The organism is Dysgonomonas sp. 37-18 (genome assembly GCF_001899125.1).
Taxonomy (GTDB): Bacteria; Bacteroidota; Bacteroidia; order Bacteroidales; family Dysgonomonadaceae; genus Dysgonomonas.
On sequence record NZ_MKVC01000034.1, the window covers coordinates 1 to 23,656 of the forward strand.

At 37.3% G+C, this 23,656-nt stretch carries 16 protein-coding genes and 1 pseudogene; 8 read left to right on the forward strand and 9 right to left on the reverse strand.

The features are described 5' to 3' along the window. Window positions 1-81: 81 nt before the first annotated feature. The 8 genes and pseudogenes from BGO84_RS13395 to BGO84_RS13430 form a co-directional block, all read right to left on the reverse strand. Window positions 82-2,001 (reverse strand): annotated as a pseudogene (locus BGO84_RS13395) (TraG family conjugative transposon ATPase); the annotation flags it as partial. Continuing rightward, window positions 1,986-2,327: a DUF4133 domain-containing protein gene (locus BGO84_RS13400; protein WP_291029868.1), complete on the reverse strand. Its 342-nt coding sequence runs from the start codon at window positions 2,325-2,327 to the stop codon at window positions 1,986-1,988. The gene BGO84_RS13400 and the pseudogene BGO84_RS13395, both read right to left, overlap by 16 nt. A gap of 73 nt (window positions 2,328-2,400) precedes the next feature. Further along, a complete protein-coding gene (locus tag BGO84_RS13405) occupies window positions 2,401-2,700 on the reverse strand; it encodes a DUF4134 domain-containing protein (RefSeq protein WP_291029870.1) in 300 nt (99 codons plus the stop codon). Window positions 2,701-2,908: 208 nt separating this feature from the next. Next, a complete protein-coding gene (locus BGO84_RS13410; RefSeq protein ID WP_291029872.1) occupies window positions 2,909-3,598 on the reverse strand; it encodes a hypothetical protein in 690 nt (229 codons plus the stop codon). Window positions 3,599-3,611: 13 nt separating this feature from the next. Beyond that, window positions 3,612-4,010 carry a DUF3408 domain-containing protein gene (locus BGO84_RS13415; protein WP_291029874.1) on the reverse strand — a complete coding sequence of 133 codons (399 nt, stop codon included), beginning with the start codon at window positions 4,008-4,010 and terminating at the stop codon, window positions 3,612-3,614. After that, entirely contained in the window at window positions 4,010-4,312 is a 303-nt protein-coding gene (locus BGO84_RS13420) for a DUF3408 domain-containing protein (protein WP_291029876.1), read from the reverse strand. Before BGO84_RS13420 ends, BGO84_RS13415 begins: the two co-directional genes overlap by 1 nt. Before the next feature lie 14 nt (window positions 4,313-4,326). Then, window positions 4,327-4,755 (reverse strand): DUF3408 domain-containing protein, encoded by a 429-nt coding sequence (locus tag BGO84_RS13425; protein ID WP_291029878.1) that lies wholly within the window; start codon window positions 4,753-4,755, stop codon window positions 4,327-4,329. Then, window positions 4,739-5,524 carry a ParA family protein gene (locus BGO84_RS13430; RefSeq protein ID WP_291029880.1) on the reverse strand — a complete coding sequence of 262 codons (786 nt, stop codon included), beginning with the start codon at window positions 5,522-5,524 and terminating at the stop codon, window positions 4,739-4,741. The genes BGO84_RS13425 and BGO84_RS13430 overlap by 17 nt, the downstream gene beginning before the upstream one ends. Window positions 5,525-6,659: 1,135 nt before the next feature. Here BGO84_RS13430 and mobA point away from each other — a divergent pair. From mobA to mobC, 3 genes are all read left to right on the forward strand, one after another. Then, a complete protein-coding gene (gene mobA, locus BGO84_RS13435) occupies window positions 6,660-7,100 on the forward strand; it encodes a conjugal transfer protein MobA (protein WP_291029881.1) in 441 nt (146 codons plus the stop codon). After that, on the forward strand, window positions 7,090-8,322 hold the full coding sequence (gene mobB / locus BGO84_RS13440; RefSeq protein ID WP_291029883.1) for a conjugal transfer protein MobB: 1,233 nt from the start codon (window positions 7,090-7,092) through the stop codon (window positions 8,320-8,322). Before mobA ends, mobB begins: the two co-directional genes overlap by 11 nt. An 80-nt stretch (window positions 8,323-8,402) precedes the next feature. Then, window positions 8,403-10,376, forward strand: coding sequence for a conjugal transfer protein MobC (mobC, locus tag BGO84_RS13445; protein WP_291029885.1), 1,974 nt, complete (start codon window positions 8,403-8,405; stop codon window positions 10,374-10,376). Between the two features lie 29 nt (window positions 10,377-10,405). Here mobC and BGO84_RS13450 read toward each other — a convergent pair whose 3' ends face one another. Next, window positions 10,406-14,350, reverse strand: coding sequence for a two-component regulator propeller domain-containing protein (locus BGO84_RS13450; RefSeq protein ID WP_291029887.1), 3,945 nt, complete (start codon window positions 14,348-14,350; stop codon window positions 10,406-10,408). Between the two features lie 239 nt (window positions 14,351-14,589). Between BGO84_RS13450 and BGO84_RS13455 the strand changes: the two genes are divergently transcribed. Genes BGO84_RS13455 through BGO84_RS13475 form a run of 5 tightly spaced genes read left to right on the forward strand, consistent with a single transcriptional unit; the run spans window position 14,590 to window position 23,656 of the window. Beyond that, window positions 14,590-16,443 (forward strand): right-handed parallel beta-helix repeat-containing protein, encoded by a 1,854-nt coding sequence (locus tag BGO84_RS13455; RefSeq protein WP_291029889.1) that lies wholly within the window; start codon window positions 14,590-14,592, stop codon window positions 16,441-16,443. 12 nt (window positions 16,444-16,455) lie between these two features. Beyond that, window positions 16,456-17,583 (forward strand): glycoside hydrolase family 43 protein, encoded by a 1,128-nt coding sequence (locus tag BGO84_RS13460; RefSeq protein ID WP_291029891.1) that lies wholly within the window; start codon window positions 16,456-16,458, stop codon window positions 17,581-17,583. Window positions 17,584-17,593: 10 nt separating this feature from the next. After that, window positions 17,594-18,802, forward strand: a complete 1,209-nt coding sequence (locus tag BGO84_RS13465) for an SGNH/GDSL hydrolase family protein (RefSeq protein ID WP_291029893.1) — start codon at window positions 17,594-17,596, stop codon at window positions 18,800-18,802. Window positions 18,803-18,844: 42 nt separating this feature from the next. Further along, on the forward strand, window positions 18,845-21,940 hold the full coding sequence (locus BGO84_RS13470; RefSeq protein ID WP_291029895.1) for a TonB-dependent receptor: 3,096 nt from the start codon (window positions 18,845-18,847) through the stop codon (window positions 21,938-21,940). A gap of 12 nt (window positions 21,941-21,952) precedes the next feature. After that, window positions 21,953-23,656 carry a RagB/SusD family nutrient uptake outer membrane protein gene (locus tag BGO84_RS13475; protein ID WP_291029897.1) on the forward strand — a complete coding sequence of 568 codons (1,704 nt, stop codon included), beginning with the start codon at window positions 21,953-21,955 and terminating at the stop codon, window positions 23,654-23,656.

Below are 23,656 nucleotides of genomic sequence, written 5' to 3' on the forward strand. Positions count from 1 at the left end.
CGAGTGATGATAGGTTTTTCAAAGAACACTTACCTAGTCCTTGCCAAAGGACATTTCTTATGCTGCCTTGACGGGCGCACCTTTTATCTGGTCGATTTCAAAGACAATAAAGCGTTTGTTCAACAAGTCCAGTTCCTTGTCTGAATTCAATAGAAAATCGAAGCGGCCGCCTTTGTAATATTGGCGGAGGGTAGTCAGAAAATTGTTGATATTAAACTCTTCTTTCCCCACTTCAATCTCACGGTTCTCCATATTCGCTTTATACACATCCCGCATAAACTCATAAAAGGAATTGAAGCTCGGACGGATGCTCGGATCACCTTGAATCATTTTGATGTACTCATCGACGGCACTACCCAGCTCTCCCGATTCGGTCTTGGTAATTTTATCGTCCTCGCTTTTCCAGAGTGTCAGCAACAGGGTTTTAAGGCTGTCTTTCTTTTCCACATCGAAGATGCCATCATCCGTATAAAAGGGATTAAATGAAATAGGCTTTTCTTCGGTATATGTAAAATATATTCCATCCTCCCCTTTGGTCTTGCTGCATATCATTTCACACAATCCCTGATAGGAATTACCCGTATCGACCAGAACGACGTGCGTGCCCTGCTCCCAGTATTGGCGAACGAGGTGGTTCATAAAGAAAGACTTCCCACTACCCGAAGGCCCTAACACAAACTTATTTCGGTTGGTAATGATTCCTTTCTTCATCGGTAAGTCGGATATATCCACATGAAGTGGCTTACCCGTTACCCTATCTACCATTTTAATACCGAAAGGCGATGGCGAAGATTTGTAGTTTGTTTCTTCTACAAAAAAGCATAGAGCCTGTTCGATAAAAGTATAGAACGATTCCTCACTCGGAAAATCGCCTTGATTACCCGGAATACCTGCCCAGAACAAGGTCGGCGTATCAACGGTATTATGTCGGGGCTTACATTCCATCAGAGCCAACTGACTACCTACATCGTTCTTAATGCGTTTGAGTTCTTCCTTGTCCTCGCTCCATGCCATCACATTGACATGGCAACGCACGGAAGTCAAACCAAAGCTGTGGGCATCGTTCAGGTAATCTTCGATCCACTGTTTATTGATTTGGTTTCCACGACTATACCTTGAAAGTGAGTGCATATTACGAGCCTGCTTTTCAAACTGTTTCAGGTTGGCCGTATGGTCATCAATAAAAATATATTGATTCACAATATGGTTACAGGTCAGCAATACACCGATAGGAGCCGCAAAGGAAAGGCGACAGTCACTTCGGTCAGTAGAGAGCCGTTCATAGCGGGTATCTGTTTCTACTTTGCCCGGCAGATCTTCCACATCCGACAGGGTATGCAAGCAGAGATAGTTATCACCGACTTTCATTTCGCCTGCTCCGAGTGCCATATCTTTTAGGCAAGTGGTATCTTCCTGCGACAAGGAGAAATACTTTTCGATAATTCCTGCCTCCTCTTTTGTCCCGACAATCTTATCGGTAGTCAGTCGCACCAATTTGATAAATCCCGAATCATTAATAATCCGTTCAAACTGTCCAACGGATTCTAAAAACTTCTGCGCCAGCTCTTTGTCTTGCATCTCTTTGGGAACGATAAAACCACGCGTAAGTGCTGTATAGCTACTTTGTTGCTTGGCGCGTTCTTTACTGGTCTTGGTCAGGTAGAGATAACTGGTGTGATTCAGAAAGGGGCGTTCGTTGAAGTGTCGCTCGAAACTACGAGACAGAAAACTGATGTCTTCTTTTTGCACTTGTGGTTCGTACTTTTCTTCCACAAACCAATCTTGTTTATGAATGATACTGTAGTTAGGCAATACCTTCATAGCTTTTGCCCATGAAGCATGAATCGCTTCATACTCGGGAGAGGTCACGGTAAAGAGTTCTGGCAGTTCCACCCGATAGGCTACAGTAATATCTGCATCTTTACTCAGGATGCAATCATGCTCTACTGCCAGCAGGGGAAACTTGCTCTCTAAGGTCACTGCACTTAAATTGTTTCGCATAGCTCCTCCTTTCTTTTGATACGGGTAACCAGCTGTATAATATGTCTGCGATTGATAATGTATCGCGGATGATTACGAACAGCCTGAACTTTCATCAAGCCAAACTCTCCGTATTTTTCATTCAGATGGAATGTACCCCAGACCAATGTTCCGGCAGTAACGACTCCGAATCCGATGCAAATAACGTGACTGATCCCGATCATATACATAATCACAAAGACAATAAATACAGCCAATAGCCCGCCTGTGAAAATAAAAAGATACTGCGATTTGAGTCCTTTAAATTCGGCAGGTTTTCCAATTCCTTTGTTGATACTATATTCCATTCTTCTTAATTTTAATAATTATTGAACTTATGTAAGATTCCACTTTCCCCCTTTCGGGGGACTAAAGGGACTCTTATAGGAAGAATGAACGGAGAATAGTGGCTGCTACAATCAGGAATATACACGCTCCAAACCACGAAGCAGCCGTTTTCGAGGTGTCCGGATCACCTGAGCTGAACTTCGAGTACACTTTTACCCCTCCGATAAGTCCGACAACTGCTCCGATAGCATAAATCAGTTTGGTAGCGGGATCGAAATAGCTGGTTACCATATTCGTAGCATCTGTAATCCCCTGCATACCGTTGCCTTGGGCGAAAATGCTTGTGGTAGCAGCCAAGAGTATAGCTGCTGAAAATAAAAGTCTTTTCTTCATACGTTTTTTGTTCTTAATTGCCGTGAGGATTGGATGGTCACTTACGGCGGGTTAAACTTGGATAATTAGTGGAGGCACAGCCTCTTTTGTTTTATACAGTCTACGACAAGTAGACCGTTTTATTCACATCGTCTGCTAAATCCGTTTTTAGAGTGCAGAAACTCTTTTGTCCCGGTTATTTCTCCATAGGCATATCATTTTGCTGGTCTTAGAATATACTGTCTATATTAAAATCTTTGAAATCTTTTGGATAAACTATTTCATTATCTCCTTGTAAACGCCGAGCACACATAGCCAGATGAACATCGATCAGTGTCGAGATAGTCTTGGATATCTCCGCTCCGTTGGCTATCACTTGCTCAATCATTTCCGTTTGCTTATTCTCATAGAGTACACGCCCGGCCTCATCTTTATCAGTAACGGAAGCCTGTTTATCAGCAATGGTCCGATTTGTATGAGCTAATTCCTCATAACTGGCTCCGCTGGCCAGTACTGCATCATATTCACCTTCCAGTTCCTCCTGTTCACACTCCGCATCAAATTCTTCTTGCGACAAATATTCGACCTTATCCAAAGGAACATCTATATCGAACTTTTCAGCCTCATCTTTCGCCGGAGGGACAAATGTAGATTCTTTTTCAATAGGATTTTCATTTTTCAAATCCGTGGCAGTGTTTGGCGTTGATTGGCGTAGGTTAAATTTACTTTTACCCAAAATTGAAGCTATTTTATCCTCTTCGGTGGTTATCCTTTTAGGTTTTTCAGCTATTTCTTCCTCTGATTTTCCGTAGGTAATTAAATGCAACCAATCGACAAACTGTTTCCATTTCTTTACCAAAATCGGATAAAGGATCATACCCAACAAGACGGAAGCGATAACGACTATTATTTGTACCATATTTATCTAAATATTATTCATCTATCTTTGGTTTGAGTATTTCCTTTATATCGGACTCATACATTTCAAAATGATGAGACAGCACCGTATCTATATATCCGAACACTGATAAGTTTGGATTGTCATAACAAAGAATGATATTCTGTATCTTCTTATAAAACTGGCTCCGCAAATAGGTTATTTTTTCTTTTCTCCCAGTAACTGGAGTCACTTTAACGAAAAGCGACTCGTAGTCTGCCTGTTCTCTCTTTTGTGAAATGGATATATTTCGATGATCAGATGGTATATCCACAGACCCATCTTCTACTTCTTTTATATTTAAAGGAGTACGCCTGTAGATCTTGAGCTGTTTTAAGACTATAAGTCCTCCAATCAGTGCAGATACTGATATAAGCAATAATAATATTTCCATTACAGTAAGGTATTAGGTATATTCTCTTTATAATAGTGTTCTATTTCCTCCCTATGGGATTCTAAATGATGCTCCAAAACAGTACTGATATAAGCACCTATCGACATTTTTAGTCCTGGCTTGACGGCAGCCAGACGGCTGATTATGTCAACCAAGTCTGCTTTAATATATACACATTTACGTTGAGGTATCTGTTCAGTAGATCTTTCTATAAAAGCAGACCGGTATTCGGGTTTATCCGAAGCAACAGGTTCTGATTGTCCCTGCTTAACGGTCTGTTGGCTTTGATGTAAGTTTTCCATTTTTGTTTTTCGTTTTATTTTATTAAATCGTCTCTTTTCTTTTTATACAAGAAATTTATCTCCTGCTTATTATCTTCCAAATGCTGTCTGATAACAGTATCTATAAAAGCACCGACAGTCATATTTTTATTGGCTATTTCCTTGACTATTGCCAGAATTGTTTCATGTAGGTCCTGACTGATATAAACACATTGCCTGGTTTTTAATTCTTTCGGTTGCAGAAAGGTTGAACGATAGCCACTTCCGACTCTTGGCTTTGTTGTGACCTTCCGCTCTTCCGGTTCAGGTTCTGCACATTGATCCTCTTCTTCTGTTCTTATTTCTTTTTCAACGGATGCTGTCTCCGTTTTACTTTCCGGTCTGCCGAAATCAACCATCGATTCCAAAAGCTGTTTCTCATCGATACCCTCCACACGACGAATGATATTATCTTTCTTCGCCATACGCTTTTAGTTTTATCAGTTCCTCTATTTCATCGGCCAGCAGATCCAGATTAGTGTCTTTTATCAATTGCTTATCAACAGGGAACAGGGTACTGCGAAAGACGGGTCTGATCTCTTCCGTCAATTCGTGCCGGAAACGTTTTCTGTCAGGTATGGACGTTTTTAGAACTTGTAGCCCCAGTTCGCCGATAAGCGTGTTAAAGGTATCGTACAGATCGGTTCGCTCGCGGGCATCTACCTGATTCCAGACAAGGTACAGACCTTGTATATTGCTCTTTCCTGTAGAAATAACATTGTCATTGATCAAGGATGCAAATTCAAGGGAGCTTTGCAATACCATTCGGTCGGCAGTAATAGGGGCAATAATAAAATCGATCATAGACAGGGTTTTAATTACACCCTCACTGTTAAGTGTACCCGGTAAGTCGAAAAAGAGTATATCCAAATCCTCTGATGATTGTTTTATCATTCTCTCGGCTGCTGTAATGGCATCGACAGGTGAACTTTTAAGAATTGGGTACGGCTTCTTATTCAATGTCTTCAGCTGATTGAAAGCCATCAGTTTGTAGTGGTCGATGGTAGTTACAATTTTTCGATCTCGATCCCGCATATTATAGGTGCTAAACTGTGGGAGGTCACAGTCTATTACTCCCACATTATATCCTTTGACATAGTGGAAATATCCGGCCATCAATACGGTCAGGGCAGTTTTGCCTGCTCCACCCTTCTGTGTGGAAAAGGCAACTAATAAAGTCTTCTTTTCTTTCATTTGATAAATAATTAGTTAGTTAAAACAATTTATATTTAGTTTGATAAATAGCCAATACAGTTTATCGGTATAGCAGCCTATATCTATATCCGAACTCAATGGGCTATCAGTTTATAAAAGGATATAATGTTGTAATTATCTGTATACCTGTATCCGGTCATATCTGATTCAGTAGCAATATGCCTACATGGTTTTTCGCTGATATAAAGACGAACGTTCTGACTTCACGACTTTTCAACATAAGTAAGTTTCCACATCAGTGCTTCTCCGCTAATCCGGATAGGCTATTATTCGACAAATTGCTTATTCATTTATTGAGAGCTATACTTTAATTTTTCTCTAATGAAATGGTTATCCGAATCAATCGTTTGGCAAATAAATAATAAAGATTTCATAAAACACTCATTTTCAAAGTGTGTGGCAGTGTTTGGCGCTTGTTTGGTAGTCTATTAATGATAAGGGGAGAAAAATATTCAAGGAAAATCCATTCTGGAATAACTGCTTTTTGGCAAAATAACCACGAAAAAAGGTATCTGTTTTTTGCCATTTTCTACTGAAAATCGGAACAACTATTGTAGTTATATTTCATAAAGAGACCGGAAATACAAAATCAACATATTCAAATGTCTTTTTTGGGAAGAAACACCTGCTTATTTGAGTCTTTTCTGTATTCAATAGTCCCAATCCTCCCTTTTGGCAGTGTTTGGCGTTCATTGTCTACCTCTGATTATTAGCATGCTAATTACTAAGCCTCTAACTTTGTCCCCGAAAGAACAGTTTTCGGTTTTTATAGTATATATAGGAAGCAGAACGGCAGAATTGAAATATCTGCATTTATCTGCATCTCTCATATTCTATTAGCTAAAAGTTATCCCCTTTTAGCTACAATGGCAATCCGCACTCATGCGGATTTTTAATGTCGTCAGACAATGGCAAGATGTGTTTTGAGTACCCTCAAAACTGTTTCAAGGCACTTGAAACCATCTTGCCCACTCCTTTGATAAGTCGGGGGAGAATCTTGCGCCGAAGTTGCAAGATTTTTTGTTCTCGATAGAATGTAAAGTAACGGCTACTCAGTTATGGTAGCACATGTAAAACAAAAGAGGCTGTACCTCCTCTAATTATCCAAGTTATTATGAATGAAAAGGAAAAAACAAACCAACGCAAAACCGGACGTATTCCCAAGCAGGATCCGGCTAAAAGAAAACATGTATTTTATCTGAATCAGACAGATGAGTCCCGTTTTCTATCTCTTTTTGAGCAGTCAGGTAAAACTGCAATGGCTCATTTTATTACCTCCTGTATCTTTGATAAGCCTCTCAAAGTGGTAAAGATTGATAAGGGTGTACAGGATTATTACATGCGCTTAACCACTTTCTTTGGTCAGTTTCGGGGTATTGCGAATAACTACAACCAGCTTATACGATCACTCAATGCCAACTTTACTGAGAAAAAAGCACTCGCTTTTCTCTATAAATTAGAGCAGGCAACCATCGAATTGGCTCAGTTAAACCAAAAGGTTATTGCCCTTACGACCGAATTTAAGGATAAATATTTACAGAACTATGGTGGCTAAAATCAATGTCGGTAGTTCCCTTTTCGGGGCTTTGTCTTACAATCAGCAGAAAGTGGATCAAGACGAGGGAAAGGATCTTTTCTCCAATCGTATTATTCAGGATGTAGATGGCTCACACAACATGTTTCTGAATATAAAATCTTTCGAGCCTTATCTGGCAGCCAACAAGCGAACGGAGAAACCGATTCTACATATATCCCTCAATCCTCATCCTGATGACAGGTTATCTGACAGTCAATTGAGCGATATTGCACAAGAATATATGGAGAAGATGGGTTATGGCAACCAACCTTATTTAGTATATAAGCACGAAGATATCGACCGCCACCACCTGCATATCGTTTCGGTGCGGATAGATGAGAACGGCAAGAAACTAAATGACTCTTTTGAGAAAAGACGCTCGGATGAAATTCGAAAGAAACTGGAGCAGAAATACAATCTCATCCCTGCCGAGAGACAAAAGAGCTCAAATATCCTGCCTCTAAAACCTGTAAATATCAAAGACGGCAATATCAAAAAGCAAGTTTCCAATATCGCCAAAGCTCTGATACGAGATTATCGTTTCCAAAGCATCAATGAGTATCGGGCATTGCTTAACATATATGGCATAACAATAGAGGAAGTCAAAGGCGAGGTTCGGAGCAAAGCCTATAACGGATTGGTGTACTCGGCTTTGAACAAGAATGGAGAAAAGGTCGGTAATCCATTCAAAGCATCCTTGATTGGTCGGGATGTCGGTTACAATGCCTTGCAAAAGAAGATTAGCTCGTCCAAAGAGTTATTGAAAGATAAGAAAGCCTATAACCGTACACGAAATATTGTTGCTGTTTTGCTCAAAAAACAACCCTCTCAAAAGCAATTTGAGAAAGAACTGGCAAAAAATGATATTGCCGTCCTGTTTCGTAAAAATGATGAAGGCCGTATTTACGGGGCAACCTTTATCGACCATCAGGAGAAAGCGGTATTCAACGGTTCACGGATGGGGAAAGAGTTTTCGGCAAACGCCTTTCATAATCTGTTCTGCGAAAATAGGAATAACAATCATTTGGAAACGGAAGTCAGAAGCAAAGATTTTGAAGATAGTTATTCTCATACTCAGGACAACACTCTCGATTCTGTCGGACTCTTTGCAATGGAGCAGCATGGCGATAATTACGAAGAAATTGCTTTTACCAATCGGATGAAACTCAAGAAACGCAAGCCTCGCGGACCGAAATTATAAATTTTCAATTTAACTCATTTGCTAATGTGCTTACTTCATTGGCACATTGGCATATTATCTCATTAACAAATTATTATCTTATGCAACAAGAAGACGATTTAAGAGGACTCGCCAAAGTGATGGAATTCATGAGAGCCATCAGTATATTATTTGTGGTAATCAATATCTATTGGTTCTGTTATCAATCCATTCGGGAGATGGGTATTAATATCGGAGTAGTCGATAAAATATTACTCAATTTTCAGAATACGGCAGGGTTGTTTTCTAATATCTTGTGGACAAAACTATTCGCAGTTATATTTTTGGCATTGTCCTGTTTGGGAACAAAAGGGGTAAAGGAAGAAAAAATCACGTGGAGTAAAATACTTGTTTTTCTGTTTTTGGGTTTCATCTTTTTCTTCCTTAATTGGTGGTTACTGGCCTTACCATTGCCATTAATCGCCAATACTGCTTTTTACATCACAACAATGACAATTGGATATATCTTACTACTAATGGCAGGTTTATGGATGAGCCGCTTATTAAAGAACAACCTGATGGATGATGTCTTTAATGTGGAGAACGAATCCTTTATGCAGGAAACACGCCTGATTGAAAATGAGTATTCAGTTAATCTACCTACACGTTTTTATTACAAAAAGAAATGGAATAAGGGTTGGATCAGTGTCGTCAACCCGTTTCGGGCAACGATTGTATTGGGAACTCCGGGATCGGGAAAATCCTACGCTGTGGTCAATAACTTTATTAAACAGCAAATAGCCAAAGGCTTTGCCTTATATCTGTATGACTATAAGTTTGACGACCTTTCAACTATCGCTTACAATGAACTGTTGAAAAACATGGATAAATATGCAATCAAACCGAAATTTTATGTGATTAATTTTGACAATCCGGCGAAAAGCCACCGATGTAACCCGATAGCTCCCGAGTTTATGACAGACATCTCAGACGCATATGAAAGTGCATATACGATTATGTTAAACCTGAATAAGAGCTGGATTCAGAAGCAGGGCGACTTTTTTGTGGAATCGCCCATTATCTTATTGGCGGCTATTATCTGGTATTTGAAAATTTATAAAGACGGGAAATATTGTACCTTTCCACATGCTATTGAGTTCCTGAACAAGAAATACGAGGATATTTTTCCGATATTGAGTTCTTATCCTGAGCTCGAGAACTACATGTCTCCCTTTATGGATGCATGGCAAGGAGGAGCACAAGATCAGTTACAGGGACAGATAGCATCAGCGAAGATTCCACTTTCCCGGATGATAAGCCCCCAACTCTATTGGGTAATGACCGGCAATGATTTTACCTTGGATATTAATAATCCAAAAGAGCCGAAGATACTTTGTGTCGGGAATAACCCCGACCGTCAGAATATTTATTCGGCCGCTCTGGGTTTATACAATAGCCGTATTGTGAAGTTGATTAACAAAAAAGGACAACTCAAATCATCTGTTATCATCGACGAGTTGCCGACGATCTATTTTCGAGGGCTGGATAACCTGATTGCAACTGCCCGAAGCAATAAAGTCGCTGTCTGTCTCGGATTTCAGGATTTCTCACAACTTAATAGAGACTATGGTGATAAAGAATCAAAGGTGGTGCAAAATACAGTAGGAAACATATTCTCGGGACAGGTGGTGGGTGAGTCAGCTAAGACTCTATCTGATCGATTTGGAAAAGTTTTGCAAAAACGTCAATCCATGACCATCAATAGACAGGATAAGTCAACTTCAATTTCCACGCAGATGGATAGCTTAATCCCCGCCAGTAAGATATCAAATCTGACTCAAGGGATGTTTGTTGGCGCGGTTTCTGATAATTTTAATGAGCGGATTGAACAAAAGATATTTCATGCAGAGATTGTTATAGATAATGCTAAAGTAGCTACTGAAACAGAAACTTACCAGAAAATCCCTGTTCTAACTAATTTTATCAATGAAGAAGGTCTAGATACGATGAACACACAAATCGAAGAGAATTATCGACAAATAAAATTGGATGTAAAACAGATTGTGGAAGAAGAGTTAGCACAAAAAAAAGATTAGATCCAACTTGCTTAATAGGCTTCTTCCAACTATCCTCTAAATTTTGATGGGGTTTGTCCAACGAAATCTTTAAACTGTTTGCTAAAATGATTTGGCTTTTTGTATCCTAATTTTTCTGATATTTCCGATGTTGTTAATTTTGTAGATAGAAGCATTTTTTTTGCTTCTTTCATTTTAATATTCAAAATGAAGTGAGACGGAGTACATCCAGCTATTTTCTTTATATTCAAATACAATTGCGTCCGTCCAACACTGGCGTAATTTGCCAATTGTTGAACTGATAAATTTGCATTGTCTAAATTATTGTATATGAAATTTGAAATATTCTTTAAAAAGATCTCATCTTCATTGTTTAGGTATTCCGAATCAACATTATCTATTTTTAAGTCAGAATAATACTTCCGTAATACCCCTTTGTGCCTTAGTATATTATCTAATCTCAGCAAAAGTTCCTGAATGTTGATCGGCTTTTGTAGAAACACATCAGCTCCAGATTGGAAACCTTTTATTTTTGATTCAGTTGAGGATTCTGATGTTATCAAAACAACAGGAATATGCTTTGTCTTTTCATTTTGTTTTACTATACTGCATAAATCGTAGCCATTGATCTCTGGCATATGGACATCTGATATTAGTAAGTCTATATTCTGGGATTTCATTATGAGAAGTGCGTCTTTCGTTTTGGATGTCAAAAATACCTGATAGTATTTTTCTAGTTTTTTCTTCAGAATTGTTCTTGTATCATGATCATTTTCAACAATTAATATTCTGTATTCAGATTTTTCATTATTCGAATCTAATTCTGTTGAATTATGGCTTTCGGTATAAATGGTATTATCTATAATTTCTTGTATGACGTCAGTCTTAATCTTTTCTTCGGTAATTTCGATATTCTCATTTAGCCTAAAAGGTATTTCCACCCTAAATATATCGCCCCGGCCATCGACAGATATAATGGATAGTTTTATATTTAATAATTTAGCTATACTATCTACAATAGCCAAACTGACCCCACTATTTGCGTAATTATCTGAAGAATACATTCTGTTGTATGGTTCAAAAATAATCTGTTTTTGTTCTTCTGTAAGACATTCACCTGAATTGAAAATATCCATTCTCAACATTTCACCTTCTTTTGTTATTTTCAGATATACAAGGCCATCGGTAGGTGTGTGTTTTATTCTATTAACCAGCAGATTACCAATGAGCATCTCCACCTTTTCCGCGTCAAGAATCATTTCAAACTCATTTAATTCGGCAAGAAAGTCGAATTTTATATTTTTACTTCTGCATAATGGAATAAAGGCTTTTGATATTTCCTGAATAAAAGAAACGATACTGAGTTTTGTATATTTAATTGGTTTATGTTGCGATTCGATGCTTCTGAACTCTATTAATTGACTTATCAAATATTCTAGACGTTTAACATTGCGTTTGAATATATCCACTTCTACATTCTCGTTCTGAACAGATGATACAATCTCATCCTGTAGTGTCGATATAATAGATAGGGGCGTCTTAAATTCGTGAGATATATAAGTGAAGAAATCGAGCTTTAATGAATTTATTTTTTCCGACTTTTCTTGTTCTTCCTTCGCCTCCTCAAGCATCTTTTTTGCTATTTTTTGTTTGTATATCTGCCTATATATTGTGTATATAACAATAGAAAACAGTAAAATATAAACGAGAATCATATACCAATTCAAATAGAAAGGGGGCGTTATGATTATTTCTATCTTTTTCTCATATGATATCTGTTTATCGGTCAATAGTTGTATTATAAGAGTATATTTTCCGGGCGGAAGTCCGGTGTATGAAATCTCGTTCGAACTGGAATTAACTTCATTCCAATTCTCTTCAAAATTATTTAATTTGTATCTTAAAGAATAAGGATATTTACTTAAGCTAAAGTCTATAAGAGATATTTCAAATGATATGAAGTTTTGATTATTTTTCAGCTTAATTTGGGTAGTGTTGTCTATATGTTGAGTCAGTATTCGTAGATCGTCATTCGTATTTACTATTTTATTGAATATCTTAAAATTAACTATATATAATTGAGGCACCTGAGACTCATAATCGATTATTTTTTGAGGATTAAACTTTACATATCCATCTGTTGTCCCAAAATATATTATCCCATCTTTGTCGGAAAAACTCGATCGTACATTGAACTCATTTTTCCCCATTCCCCAATTTAAATTTATTTTTTTCACATCTTTGTTTGGTTTAATACAAAATAAATAATTCCCCGATGCAGCCCATATATTACCATTACGATCTATTTGCAGTCCCACTATAGATCCGTTCATTTGTTCATTATCCATTAAGTATGGTTCTGCAGAATTGTCCTTATACTGGATTATTTGCCCTTTATTAGTGCCTAACAACAGATTGCCTTTACTCGTGACAATACTCGAAAGAATTCGAATGTCAGGGAAAATATCATTCAAATTATGCTTCGTCACCTTCTTGTCTTTCCTATTAAAGATAACTATAAAACCAGCATCTATAATATAAACATAGTTGCCATAAATATGGATGTTGTAAAAGGCAAAATCAACATCCTGAGTGGATATTATATTTGAAAATGATTTGTCTAAGAAAGAATAAATATCTACCCCTTTATTTGTCGCAATTATAAGGCTATCTTGGTTTAATAGCCGCAGGCCATAGATAGTATTGCCTGATATTGAGTTTGGCTCATTCGGATTGCTTAAATAATGAGATATGTGACCATTTTTATCGATTTTATATAAGCCGTTTGATAATGCCCCGGCCCATATACTACCAGAGGAGTCTTCCTGAATAGATACAATATTATTATTGATACCGGTTGAATACTGATTCACTTGCCTTATTATATCGCCTTTTCGATCAATAACATTTATTCCGCTTCTGTTTGTTGCTATCCATAATTGATCATTCATATCCTCTAATATCCCGTTTACCGCAATTCCGCGATCTTCTTTGTTCTTATTTGAGAAATTATAAAATTCAAACGGTGAAATGAGCTCATTGATGTAAAACAAACCGGAAAAATAAGTTCCAACCACCATGTGATTATTTTTAGTTTTATAAATATCAGTCACTGTTGTATTTTCTATTATCCCAGAACTATTTTCTAACATATAATCTTTCAGGTCATTGTTGCTATAATCATACACCGCAATTCCACTATTATGCCCAATCCATAAACGGGAGAAATCATCTTCATTAATACTGCCTATATTTTCAATCTCATTGATACCGAACAGATTTTTCAAATTCTCTTTTTGGAATTTATCAATTGCTCTATTATATCTATATAATCCATCCTTTTCAGTCCCAACCCATATGCTTCCGTTCGAATCCGGAAAGATACATGATTCATTGATTAAAGAGGAATTTGTATTAATTAGTGTATATTGTTGAATCAGATTGAAATCTTTATCTAACTGATGAATGCCCTTATTATATAGTGCCCAAGGGCTTCCATATTTATCGATAATTACTTTTTTGTAATAATAAGGAACTTGCTTTAATAGGGTTACTTTATCATTTTCTAGTTTATATATATTTCGGTCACTTACAATTATTGTGGTATTATTATGACTTATAATAGAACTGGTATGCTTTATACCATTTTCTTCGAATTTTAATTCTTCAAAAACCCCTGTTTTATAATTATAAAGCATAACGTTTCTATCTGTAGTGATAAGCATCTGGGTGCCTACATCCAATAATCCGGCGATCTTAATTCCTCGGAAAATTTCGGGATGATAAAGTCTCTGGCTATCGTATATCTCAAGTCCTGAGAAAGTTCCTACCCATATTCTTCCATAAATATCATCAGCGACTATATTGATACTATTGTTACTTAAACCTTCACTTTTACTTATTTGGAAATAGTTTTTTATAACATTTCCATTAGTCGCTACCAAACAAATCGGTATAAATATAAATTGAACTAAAAGTAGTATGTGTTTTTTCATATAGCACAGGTAATAATATATAGTACTGATTCTTAAAATATAAAGATAAGATAAGTATTGTATATTACAGCTACAGCTATGTATGTAAATGTTCAGTTTAACTATCTATTTGTTCGTAATGCTTGTTCGCGATAATTGCAATAATATTAAAAATCATTATTCTTCCACATTTACTTAATATGCTGATACATTTGTCAACATAAATCACATTGACCATAAAATCTTAAATCATAATATAAATGAGAATAGCCTCCATTGTTTTAACTTGTCTGTTGATCGTAAATTACTTTTACGCTCAGGAAGTGCAAACTATAAGAATACCTAACACAAATCAGACAGACTATACATCTCAGGTTCGTGAAGCTTTAGAGAATACTCCAGAATCTGATTTAATTCTCGAATTTGAAAAGGGGAGTTATCATTTCTATCCTGAAGAAGCTAATGGACTTTATATTAATGTTTCCAACAATGACAATGGATATAAACGAGTTGCATTCTTATTAGATTCGAAGAGAAGGGTCGAGATAAAAGGACAAAACTCCGAATTTGTTTTTCATGGCGAAATAGTTCCGTTTTATATTAAAAATAGTAGAAATGTTACGTTATCGGGTATCAGTCTCGATTATGATAAATCCTTCATATTTGAAGGAGAGGTAATTGCAAATAATGAAAAAGAAAAAAGTATAGATATAAAGGTCAGTTCTAATACAGATTATAGAATAAGAGGAGCCAGACTGTTTTTTGGAGGATACAAGTGGGAAAAGGCATTAGGTGAAAACATAGTATTCGATCCAAAAACAAGGGCTCCTTACTATTATACTTCAAAATATTCGCATCTTTGGTGGCCGGCCGAACTACAAGCTAAAGACTTAGGCGATAACTGTGTAAGACTTCTTGGATTCAATTCGGAAGAGGTTCCTCCTGTTGGCAGTATATATACAGACAAAGGTCCACATGGTGAAAATAGAACTTTTCCAGGTATAATCATTCATTCATCATCCGATGTTATTCTAAAAGATGTGAATGTATATATGTCAGGAGGAATGGCTCTGATAGGCGAAAATAGTGAAAATATATCTCTGGATAATTATAATGTAAAACTGAGGGAAAACTCGGGAAGAATTATTTCTGCTTCAGCCGATGCCTCTCATTTTGTCAACTGTAGAGGACTCATCAAGTTCGATAATTGCTTATTTGAGAATATGTTGGACGATGCAACAAATGTGCATGGAACTTATATGCCAATAAGAAAAAGCATTTCGGATCATTGCATTGCCGTAGCATTTGGCCATTATCAGCAGGAAGGATTTGATTTTGCGTCAGAAGGAGATACATTAAGAATAATTTACAGAAATAATTTACAACCACAACAGGTGTTCAGGGTAAAAGAAATCGAAAAAATCAACGACAATTATTATCTCATTCATTCAGCAGACAAATTGGAAAGTTTTCCCGAAAACGGAAATATGGCAGTTGAAAACTTATCTGGAGTTGCCTCTGTCGAAATGAAAAATTGCACGGTAAGAAATAATAGAGCAAGAAGTATTCTTATTTCTACCTCGAAGCCTGTTCTTATTGAAAATAATTATTTCGACTCCATGATGGCCGGTATATTGATAGCTGGAGATGCCAATAGCTGGTTCGAATCAGGAAACGTTGGCGATGTTGTAATAAGAGGAAATACATTTGTAAATATTGGTAAAGGCGGAGAAGCACCTCAATCGGTATTACAAATATCTCCGGAAATACCAAAGGAAAACCGGAAGGATGGTTATTATCATGGAAAAATTGTATTTGAAGATAATATCGTCAAAACATTCGACTCTCAAGTCATATACGCTTTAAGCGTTAAGAGCCTTGAAATTAAGAACAACAAGTTTTTTCAAACAAAAGACTATAAGCCAATCTATAAAGGATTATCATTTATAGATATTCAAAATTGCCAGACTGTAGAAATAACAGATAACTCATACGAGGGAGATTTTGATGCTGAAATAAGCGCGGTGGATTGCGTCAATGTCAAAACAAATAAACAGAGAGGCTTTAAAAAGTCTGTCGTTGAAAAACCGAATACCTTTTTCTATCAACAATAAAATAAGCGTTCTATGAGAAAAGCACAATTACTAATACTGATCCTATGCTCATTAGTAGTATTCTCTTGCCAAAATATGTCAAAATATACATCATTCACTCCTGGTGAATTATGGCTTGATGATAATGGCGTACACATCAATGCCCATGGAGGGGGAATCCTCTTTGACAATGGTAAATACTATTGGTTTGGCGAACATAAAACAGAAGGGGAAAGCGGGAATATGGCTAATGTGGGTGTACATTGTTATTCATCGACAGACCTTTACAACTGGAAAGATGAAGGAATAGTTCTCTCTGTAGATGAAGAAAACTCTGGCAGCGATATTGAAAAAGGGTGTATCCTTGAACGTCCAAAGGTAATAAAGAACAAGAAAACCGGCAAATACGTGATGTGGTTTCATCTTGAACCTAAAGGTAATGGATATAAGGGCGCATTGAGCGGAGTGGCCGTCAGCGAAAACGTTTCAGGTCCTTATAAGTTTATCAAGGCTGTAAGACCTAATGCTGGTTGCTGGCCTGTAGATTATCCCGAATACTTGAAAAATAAGCCGAGTAAAGCAGAAGGGATAAATTTCCCCGGCAATTATTTACCGGAAAGTCCTGATTCGATGAATATCGTAAAGCGCGATTTTGAAAAAGGACAAATGGCTCGAGACATGACTCTTTTTGTGGATGAAGATGGAAAAGCATACCATATATATTCGTCTGAGGAAAATAGTACACTCCACATTGCTCTTTTGTCAGATGATTATTTAAGCCATAGTGGAATTTATACTCGTAATTTTTCCGGACGTTTTATGGAAGCTCCAGCTATCTTTAAAAAAGATGGGAAGTATTACATGATGATGTCGGGGTGTACCGGTTGGGATCCGAATCAGGCTCGGTCGGCAATATCCGATTCAATTCTCGGACAATGGACAGAACTGGGGAACCCGTGTATTAATGATACCAAGGAAACGACATTTGATTCACAAAGCACATTCATTCTTCCCGTACAAAACAAGGAAAATACATTTATCTACATGGGCGATCGATGGACACCCCAGAATGCAATTGATGGCAGATATGTCTGGTTGCCTGTCGAATTTGAGAATAATAAATTTGAGATAATGTGGCAAGATAAATGGGCTATTAAATAAAAAATAGAAAATGAATAGATTTATAATGTTACTTATAGGCTTCGTCTCAATTATACTGTTGGGAACGGAAACCAGAGCACAATCTTCTGACGGGAGTACTAAAATTGGAGTTCTTGTCAATGGAGATGCGTACAATATAGATTGGACAAAAGCATTAGACTCATACGAGGTTATTAATCCGAGTGTAAAGAATTTTCTAGTCAAACAATATGATTGGAACATGCAAGAGCGCTTATATCGCTATAAGCCGGACTATTGCATTGTGTCTGGTGGACTTCCAGACATATTATTGCAAGTACCGTTTCCCACAATAATAAATGCGTATCAACATTTAATCAATCGTTTGAAAGAACATGATATAAAGCCCATCATCATAAAAATTCTTCCGGTATCGGGATATCCGGTAATTAATATGAAAATACAATCCTTGAACCGACTTATTGAAGATGTAGCAATCCAGAATGAAATTCCATGCTTTTCGGCTGATAGTAGTATGTTGATAAACGGAGAATTGGATAAAACGTTGACAATTGATTCTATGATATTAAACCCAAGAGGGCAGGAGCTTTTTGTCACAAATATAAGAAATCAGATAAACAATTATTTCCTACTGCAATCGGGATATACAGCCCCCAAAACGACTATGGAGAACCTCGTTAGTGAAGGTATAAAAGATATATTGAGAAAATCCCCCAAAACCGTTGAGATAGTAATGCTTGGCAATTCAATCACTGCAGGTGCCGACTGGAATAAATTATTAAAAAGACAGGATGTTAGAAATGCCGGCCAGGGAGGTTATACTTCGGGGCAAATGTTGTGGTATATAGATCTTTGCGTTTTAGCTCCAAAACCTAAAGTATGCTTTATGATGGCAGGTATTAATGACTTATTCAATGATTTACCTCCGTCTTTGATTTATCAAAACCAAATCAAAATTATCGAAATGTTATCGTCTCACCGTATAAAACCAATAGTACAACTGACTCTTCATGTACGTGGCGATAAAGAAATGAATAAACGGATCGACAAAATGAATGAAGTGTTGACAAGATACTGCAAAGAAAATTCCATTTTTTATATAGACCTGAACCAACAGCTATCTGATGAAAACGGATTGAAAGATGAATACACCACAGACGGTGTTCACCTGACTGCCGAAGCATATGCAATATGGGCTCTTGTATTAAATGATCTCTTGAAAAATAATATAAACAACTAAATCTAAGAAAAAAATTACTAATCCTCAAAAAAGTGATAGAACATGAAAAACAAGCAAAGACCGAAAAATGAACGATTAGGTTTGAATAGATTGATGACATTAGTGTTTCTACTTATCATCTTTGTCAGCCATTCAATAGCTCAGGACAGATCACGAAGGGTAGAAGGTGTTGTTTCCGATACGAAAGAACCTTTAATTGGAGTCACTGTAAACGTCAAAGGAACAACAATTGGCACTATAACCGATATTGATGGGAGATACACTATCGAAGTGAAAAAGGATAATGATACTCTTGTGTTTTCATATTTGGGTTATGAGCCAAAAGAAATTATTGTTGGCACCCAAACTATTATCAACGTATCCCTATCCGAAAGCAATAAATTGTTAGATGAGGTGGTAGTCGTAGGATATGGAACGCAAAAAAAATCAAGTATGACAGCCGCCATAACTACCCTGAATCCAAATGAAATAACAAATGTACCCCGTCCCAACATTTATTCGGCTCTACAAGGACGGATTGCGGGGCTTACCGTAACTGAAGCCACAGGAGACCCTAATTCGTCGCCTACATTACTCTTAAGGGGAAAAGGAACTATTGACGGAGACACTTCTCCTCTGATCCTTGTCGATGGTGTACCCACCGCAAATTTAAATCAAATTCCGGCAAACGATATTGAAGCAATATCAGTCTTAAAAGATGGGGCAGCGGCAGCCATTTATGGAGCAAGAGCGGCCAATGGTGTTATTTTGGTAACAACGAAGCAAGGACGCAGCGGCGACACAAAACCAGTTGTACAACTCAATTCCTATATAGGTTTGCAAACGTTAGCACAATTTCCTGATAGGTTAAACTCATATCAATATGCATCTATGATAAATGAGATTGCCCGAAATGAGGCTGTCGGATCAAATAAGGGAAACAAATATCCGATTTTTAGCATTCACGATATGGAAATGTTCAGGCACGGAGTTACTGATGATTTGCATGCTAACACAAACTGGAAAAAAGAAGGAATTAGGGATATAGCCCCAATTTACACAAATCATGTCAGTGTTAGTGGAAATAGCCAATTGGGTAGGTATTATGTTTCGGGTGAATATATGCAACAAGACGGTATGGTGAAAGAAATAGACAAAAGGAACCGTATAAATTTAAGAGCAAATATAGTCAGTGATATAACAAATCGTATTCAGTTCCAGTTTAATACCAACTATATCCGTACAAATCAGATATCCGGAGGCCTCGCTGATATATTCAATGTTGTATTAACTACCTCTCCAACCATTCCCGTTCGCTATAAGGATGGTCATTGGGGTAATACAATCTTTGCGAATGGAGCGCATTTGTCTGATGCATCCAATGTTGTCCAAAATATAACGGAATATGGTCCTCGTGATTTATATTGGCATACTTTCAATACATCGGGCGGTTTAAGTTACAGACCAATTAATGATCTTACGGTAAAAGTACAAGGGACTTATCAACATTCTCAGAGTGACAGCCAGGAATATAACCGTAGTTGGATAGCATGGAATCCTCTGACACAATCTGTTGGTCAATCGGGACCTGCTAATCTATCAGAAAGATGGACAAAAGAGTATAAATACGATTTTCAGACGACCGTGAATTATGAAAAAACAATTAATAAAAACTATATCAAGGTTTTAGCAGGTTTCTCCACTGAAAGTTTTCGGAGCGATTATATTCAAGGTTATCGAAAGAATTTCATTAATGAGTCTTTGCAGGAATTAAATGCAGGGGATGCATCAACTCAGACAAATGCCGGTGGTGCAGACCAATGGGCTTTTGCATCTTTTTTTGGCAGATTGAATTATGCATACGACGACAGATATTTATTTGAGGCCAATTTTCGTCACGATGGATCATCACGTTTTGCTCCGTCAAAACAATGGGGAACCTTTCCTTCTCTTTCTCTTGGATGGAACATTAACAAAGAGAACTTTATGAAGGACATCACATTTATAGATAAACTGAAACCCAGAGTGTCGTGGGGACAACTAGGCAATGCAGAAAAGGTAGGCCTGTACTTATGGTTTGGAGGTATAGATTCAGGACCATATTACAATTTTGATGGGAATCAAGTTTTTGGGACGAGGCCTTCTGATCCCGAAAACAGAGAACTGGTTTGGGAAACGACTACATTTTATAATGCAGGATTAGATGGTAGTTTCTTAAACGGCAAGTACACCTTTGAAGTCGATTTTTGGAAAAAAAATACCGATGATATTATACTAACAATCCCTATATCTACAGTTATAGGATCTTCAAGCTCATCACAAACCGTCAATGCAGGGAAGGTTGCCAGTCATGGTTTTGATATTTCTGTTGGCACACGAGGCAATCTTACAAAAGATTTTACCTATGATGCTCGTCTTTCATTCACTGCATGGAACAGTTGGGTTGTTGATCTGAAAAATAGGGCTTCTGCTTTTAGTACCGAATACAGACCCGGTGATGATTTCGGGAATTATTACGGCTATGAATGTTTAGGTATCATTAATGACGAAGCTACATTGTCGGCGTACAAAAAGATTGAAAATGTATCGCCATACGTAGATTTAGGAGATTTACAATACAAAGATCAAAATGGAGACGGGCGTATAGATTATATGGATGTTGTAAAAATAGGTAATTGGAATACTAAAAAGAATTTCGGTCTTAATCTGAATCTGGGTTATCGAGCCTTCGATTTTCAGATTTTCTTTCAAGGAGCGTTTGATGTAGATAAAATGATGGATGGAGCAACCCGTTCTACCGGAACTTATGGATCTTCCGATACAAACAAATTTGATAGATGGACAGAAGAAAACAGAAATGCAGATGCTCTTTATCCTCGACTGAGAAGGCAGTATACACATAATACGGATGTATTATCCAGTTTCTGGATCAAAAATGCGTCGTATGTCAAGTTAAAAAACCTGCAAATTGGGTATAATCTGCCCAAACCTGTCTTATCCAAAATAGGGATACAAAATCTTCGGTTTTATGTTTCAGGAACAAATCTGTTTACGATAGCTCCTGATTTTCTCAAAGGCTATGACCCGGAGGGAGATATGAGAACAGATATATATCCTACTTTACGAGTATATTCATTTGGCTTAAATCTACAATTTTAAAAAACAGAAAACATGAAAAAATATATCTATTTAACAACTTTGCTATGCACCATCTTATTGATAAGTTGCGAAGATTTTCTAGACAAAGGTCCATTAGACAAATTATCGGAAGCTGCCTATTGGGAAAGAGCCAGTGATGCCGAATATGCAGTGAACGGATTGTATGAATGTTTCTACGAATTAGATGGAGGCGGATATTGGAGCCCCGGTGGTGCTCCATATCTTGATGTGTGTACAGACCTGATCTATTTAAGGAACTCATGGGAATTCGGACTTATGCCGTTTTCCGACGGATCGATGAATTCCGATAATGGTTGGATATATGCATTTTGGAGCAAAAAATATCAATATATTAGGTACGCGAACTATTTTTTCGAAAATGTAGATAAAGTAAAAAACCTAATGACAGATGATGAATACAAAAACTTATGTGGACAGGCGCGTGTTGTTAGAGCTTTTTGTTACCTACGCTTGGTACAGGGATATGGAGATGTACCACTTGTAAAAGAAACACTTGGAACTGATGCTTTACCCTCACGTACACCTGCAACGGAAGTAATGGATTTTGTTTTATCTGAACTCAAATTAGCTGCGGATGAGTTACCGGAAACACAATCGGATGATGCACACGGACGGATATTCAAACACGTAGCTAATGCGTATGCCGCTCGAGCTGCTTTACATTATGCAGGATACTATGGAAAAACAGAGCATTACCAAACAGCAGTAGATGCTTTGTCACAAATTGTAGGGAGTGGTCAATTTGAATTATATGAGAAAAATTCAGATCTGGTCAATAATTTTAATGAGATATTCTGGGCGGCTAACGAAGGAAAAGAAAATAAAGAAATCATATTTTCCGACCAATTTATTGCCGATAAACGCCCCAATAATATTAGTACATGCTTTGCAGGAACAGGGTGGAAGGCACTTCAAGCGACTCAGGCTTGTATCGACTTATTTGAATGTACTGATGGATGGCAGGCCAATGGAATACAATTTGCTGACATGAATAAATATCGAAATACCAAAAATCTAAGTAGTCCGCTTCTCGGCAAAAGTGCAAAATATGATCCCCTAAATGAGTTTACGAATCGTGACCCACGCTTGACAGCAACTTTCTTTCATCCAACAATTAGCACTACGGGAGGCACAATATCACGAACAGGAGAGTTTTGGGAACCTGCAAATGCAACTTTTTCCCCGGACAGAGACAATGATGCCTACTCTTTTAAGAAATTAGTTGACCCGACGAATTTTAATCCTGTTTATTACTATGGAAATAGTGAAAATAATTTCCCATTAATTCGTTACTCGGATATGCTACTGCTTTACGCAGAAGCGTTGAATGAGGCGGGTATATCTGATCCTCTTGGGAAAACTCCACTGTTTTACGTGAATGCAGTCCGTGATAGAGTTGGCATGCCGGCAATAGTGTCTTCAGACCCAAGTGAGATAAGAGAAATAATCAAGCACGAAAGGAAAGTTGAACTTTTGGCAGAGAACGTACTCATGTGGGATTATATGCGTTGGAAAGATTATGAAAAAACGATGCCTAATGGTTCTGCATTTTATGGATATAGACGTGAAACCTATGGCCAAGAGTCCGTTTTATTTCAAACAAAGCTAAAGACATATCCTAAATACAATTTATGGCCTATACCTACTGCGGAGATGCGTAACAATAAGAATATGAAACAGAATACAGGTTGGTAA

Bases quoted from the DNA above. Each gene is read 5' to 3' on its own strand.
- BGO84_RS13400 (WP_291029868.1), bottom strand. From the start codon at position 2,327: ATGGAATATAGTATCAACAAAGGAATTGGAAAACCTGCCGAATTTAAA.
- BGO84_RS13405 (WP_291029870.1), bottom strand. From the start codon at position 2,700: ATGAAGAAAAGACTTTTATTTTCAGCAGCTATACTCTTGGCTGCTACC.
- BGO84_RS13410 (WP_291029872.1), bottom strand. From the start codon at position 3,598: ATGGTACAAATAATAGTCGTTATCGCTTCCGTCTTGTTGGGTATGATC.
- BGO84_RS13415 (WP_291029874.1), bottom strand. From the start codon at position 4,010: ATGGAAATATTATTATTGCTTATATCAGTATCTGCACTGATTGGAGGA.
- BGO84_RS13420 (WP_291029876.1), bottom strand. From the start codon at position 4,312: ATGGAAAACTTACATCAAAGCCAACAGACCGTTAAGCAGGGACAATCA.
- BGO84_RS13425 (WP_291029878.1), bottom strand. From the start codon at position 4,755: ATGGCGAAGAAAGATAATATCATTCGTCGTGTGGAGGGTATCGATGAG.
- BGO84_RS13430 (WP_291029880.1), bottom strand. From the start codon at position 5,524: ATGAAAGAAAAGAAGACTTTATTAGTTGCCTTTTCCACACAGAAGGGT.
- mobA (WP_291029881.1), top strand. From the start codon at position 6,660: ATGAATGAAAAGGAAAAAACAAACCAACGCAAAACCGGACGTATTCCC.
- mobB (WP_291029883.1), top strand. From the start codon at position 7,090: ATGGTGGCTAAAATCAATGTCGGTAGTTCCCTTTTCGGGGCTTTGTCT.
- mobC (WP_291029885.1), top strand. From the start codon at position 8,403: ATGCAACAAGAAGACGATTTAAGAGGACTCGCCAAAGTGATGGAATTC.
- BGO84_RS13450 (WP_291029887.1), bottom strand. From the start codon at position 14,350: ATGAAAAAACACATACTACTTTTAGTTCAATTTATATTTATACCGATT.
- BGO84_RS13455 (WP_291029889.1), top strand. From the start codon at position 14,590: ATGAGAATAGCCTCCATTGTTTTAACTTGTCTGTTGATCGTAAATTAC.
- BGO84_RS13460 (WP_291029891.1), top strand. From the start codon at position 16,456: ATGAGAAAAGCACAATTACTAATACTGATCCTATGCTCATTAGTAGTA.
- BGO84_RS13465 (WP_291029893.1), top strand. From the start codon at position 17,594: ATGAATAGATTTATAATGTTACTTATAGGCTTCGTCTCAATTATACTG.
- BGO84_RS13470 (WP_291029895.1), top strand. From the start codon at position 18,845: ATGAAAAACAAGCAAAGACCGAAAAATGAACGATTAGGTTTGAATAGA.
- BGO84_RS13475 (WP_291029897.1), top strand. From the start codon at position 21,953: ATGAAAAAATATATCTATTTAACAACTTTGCTATGCACCATCTTATTG.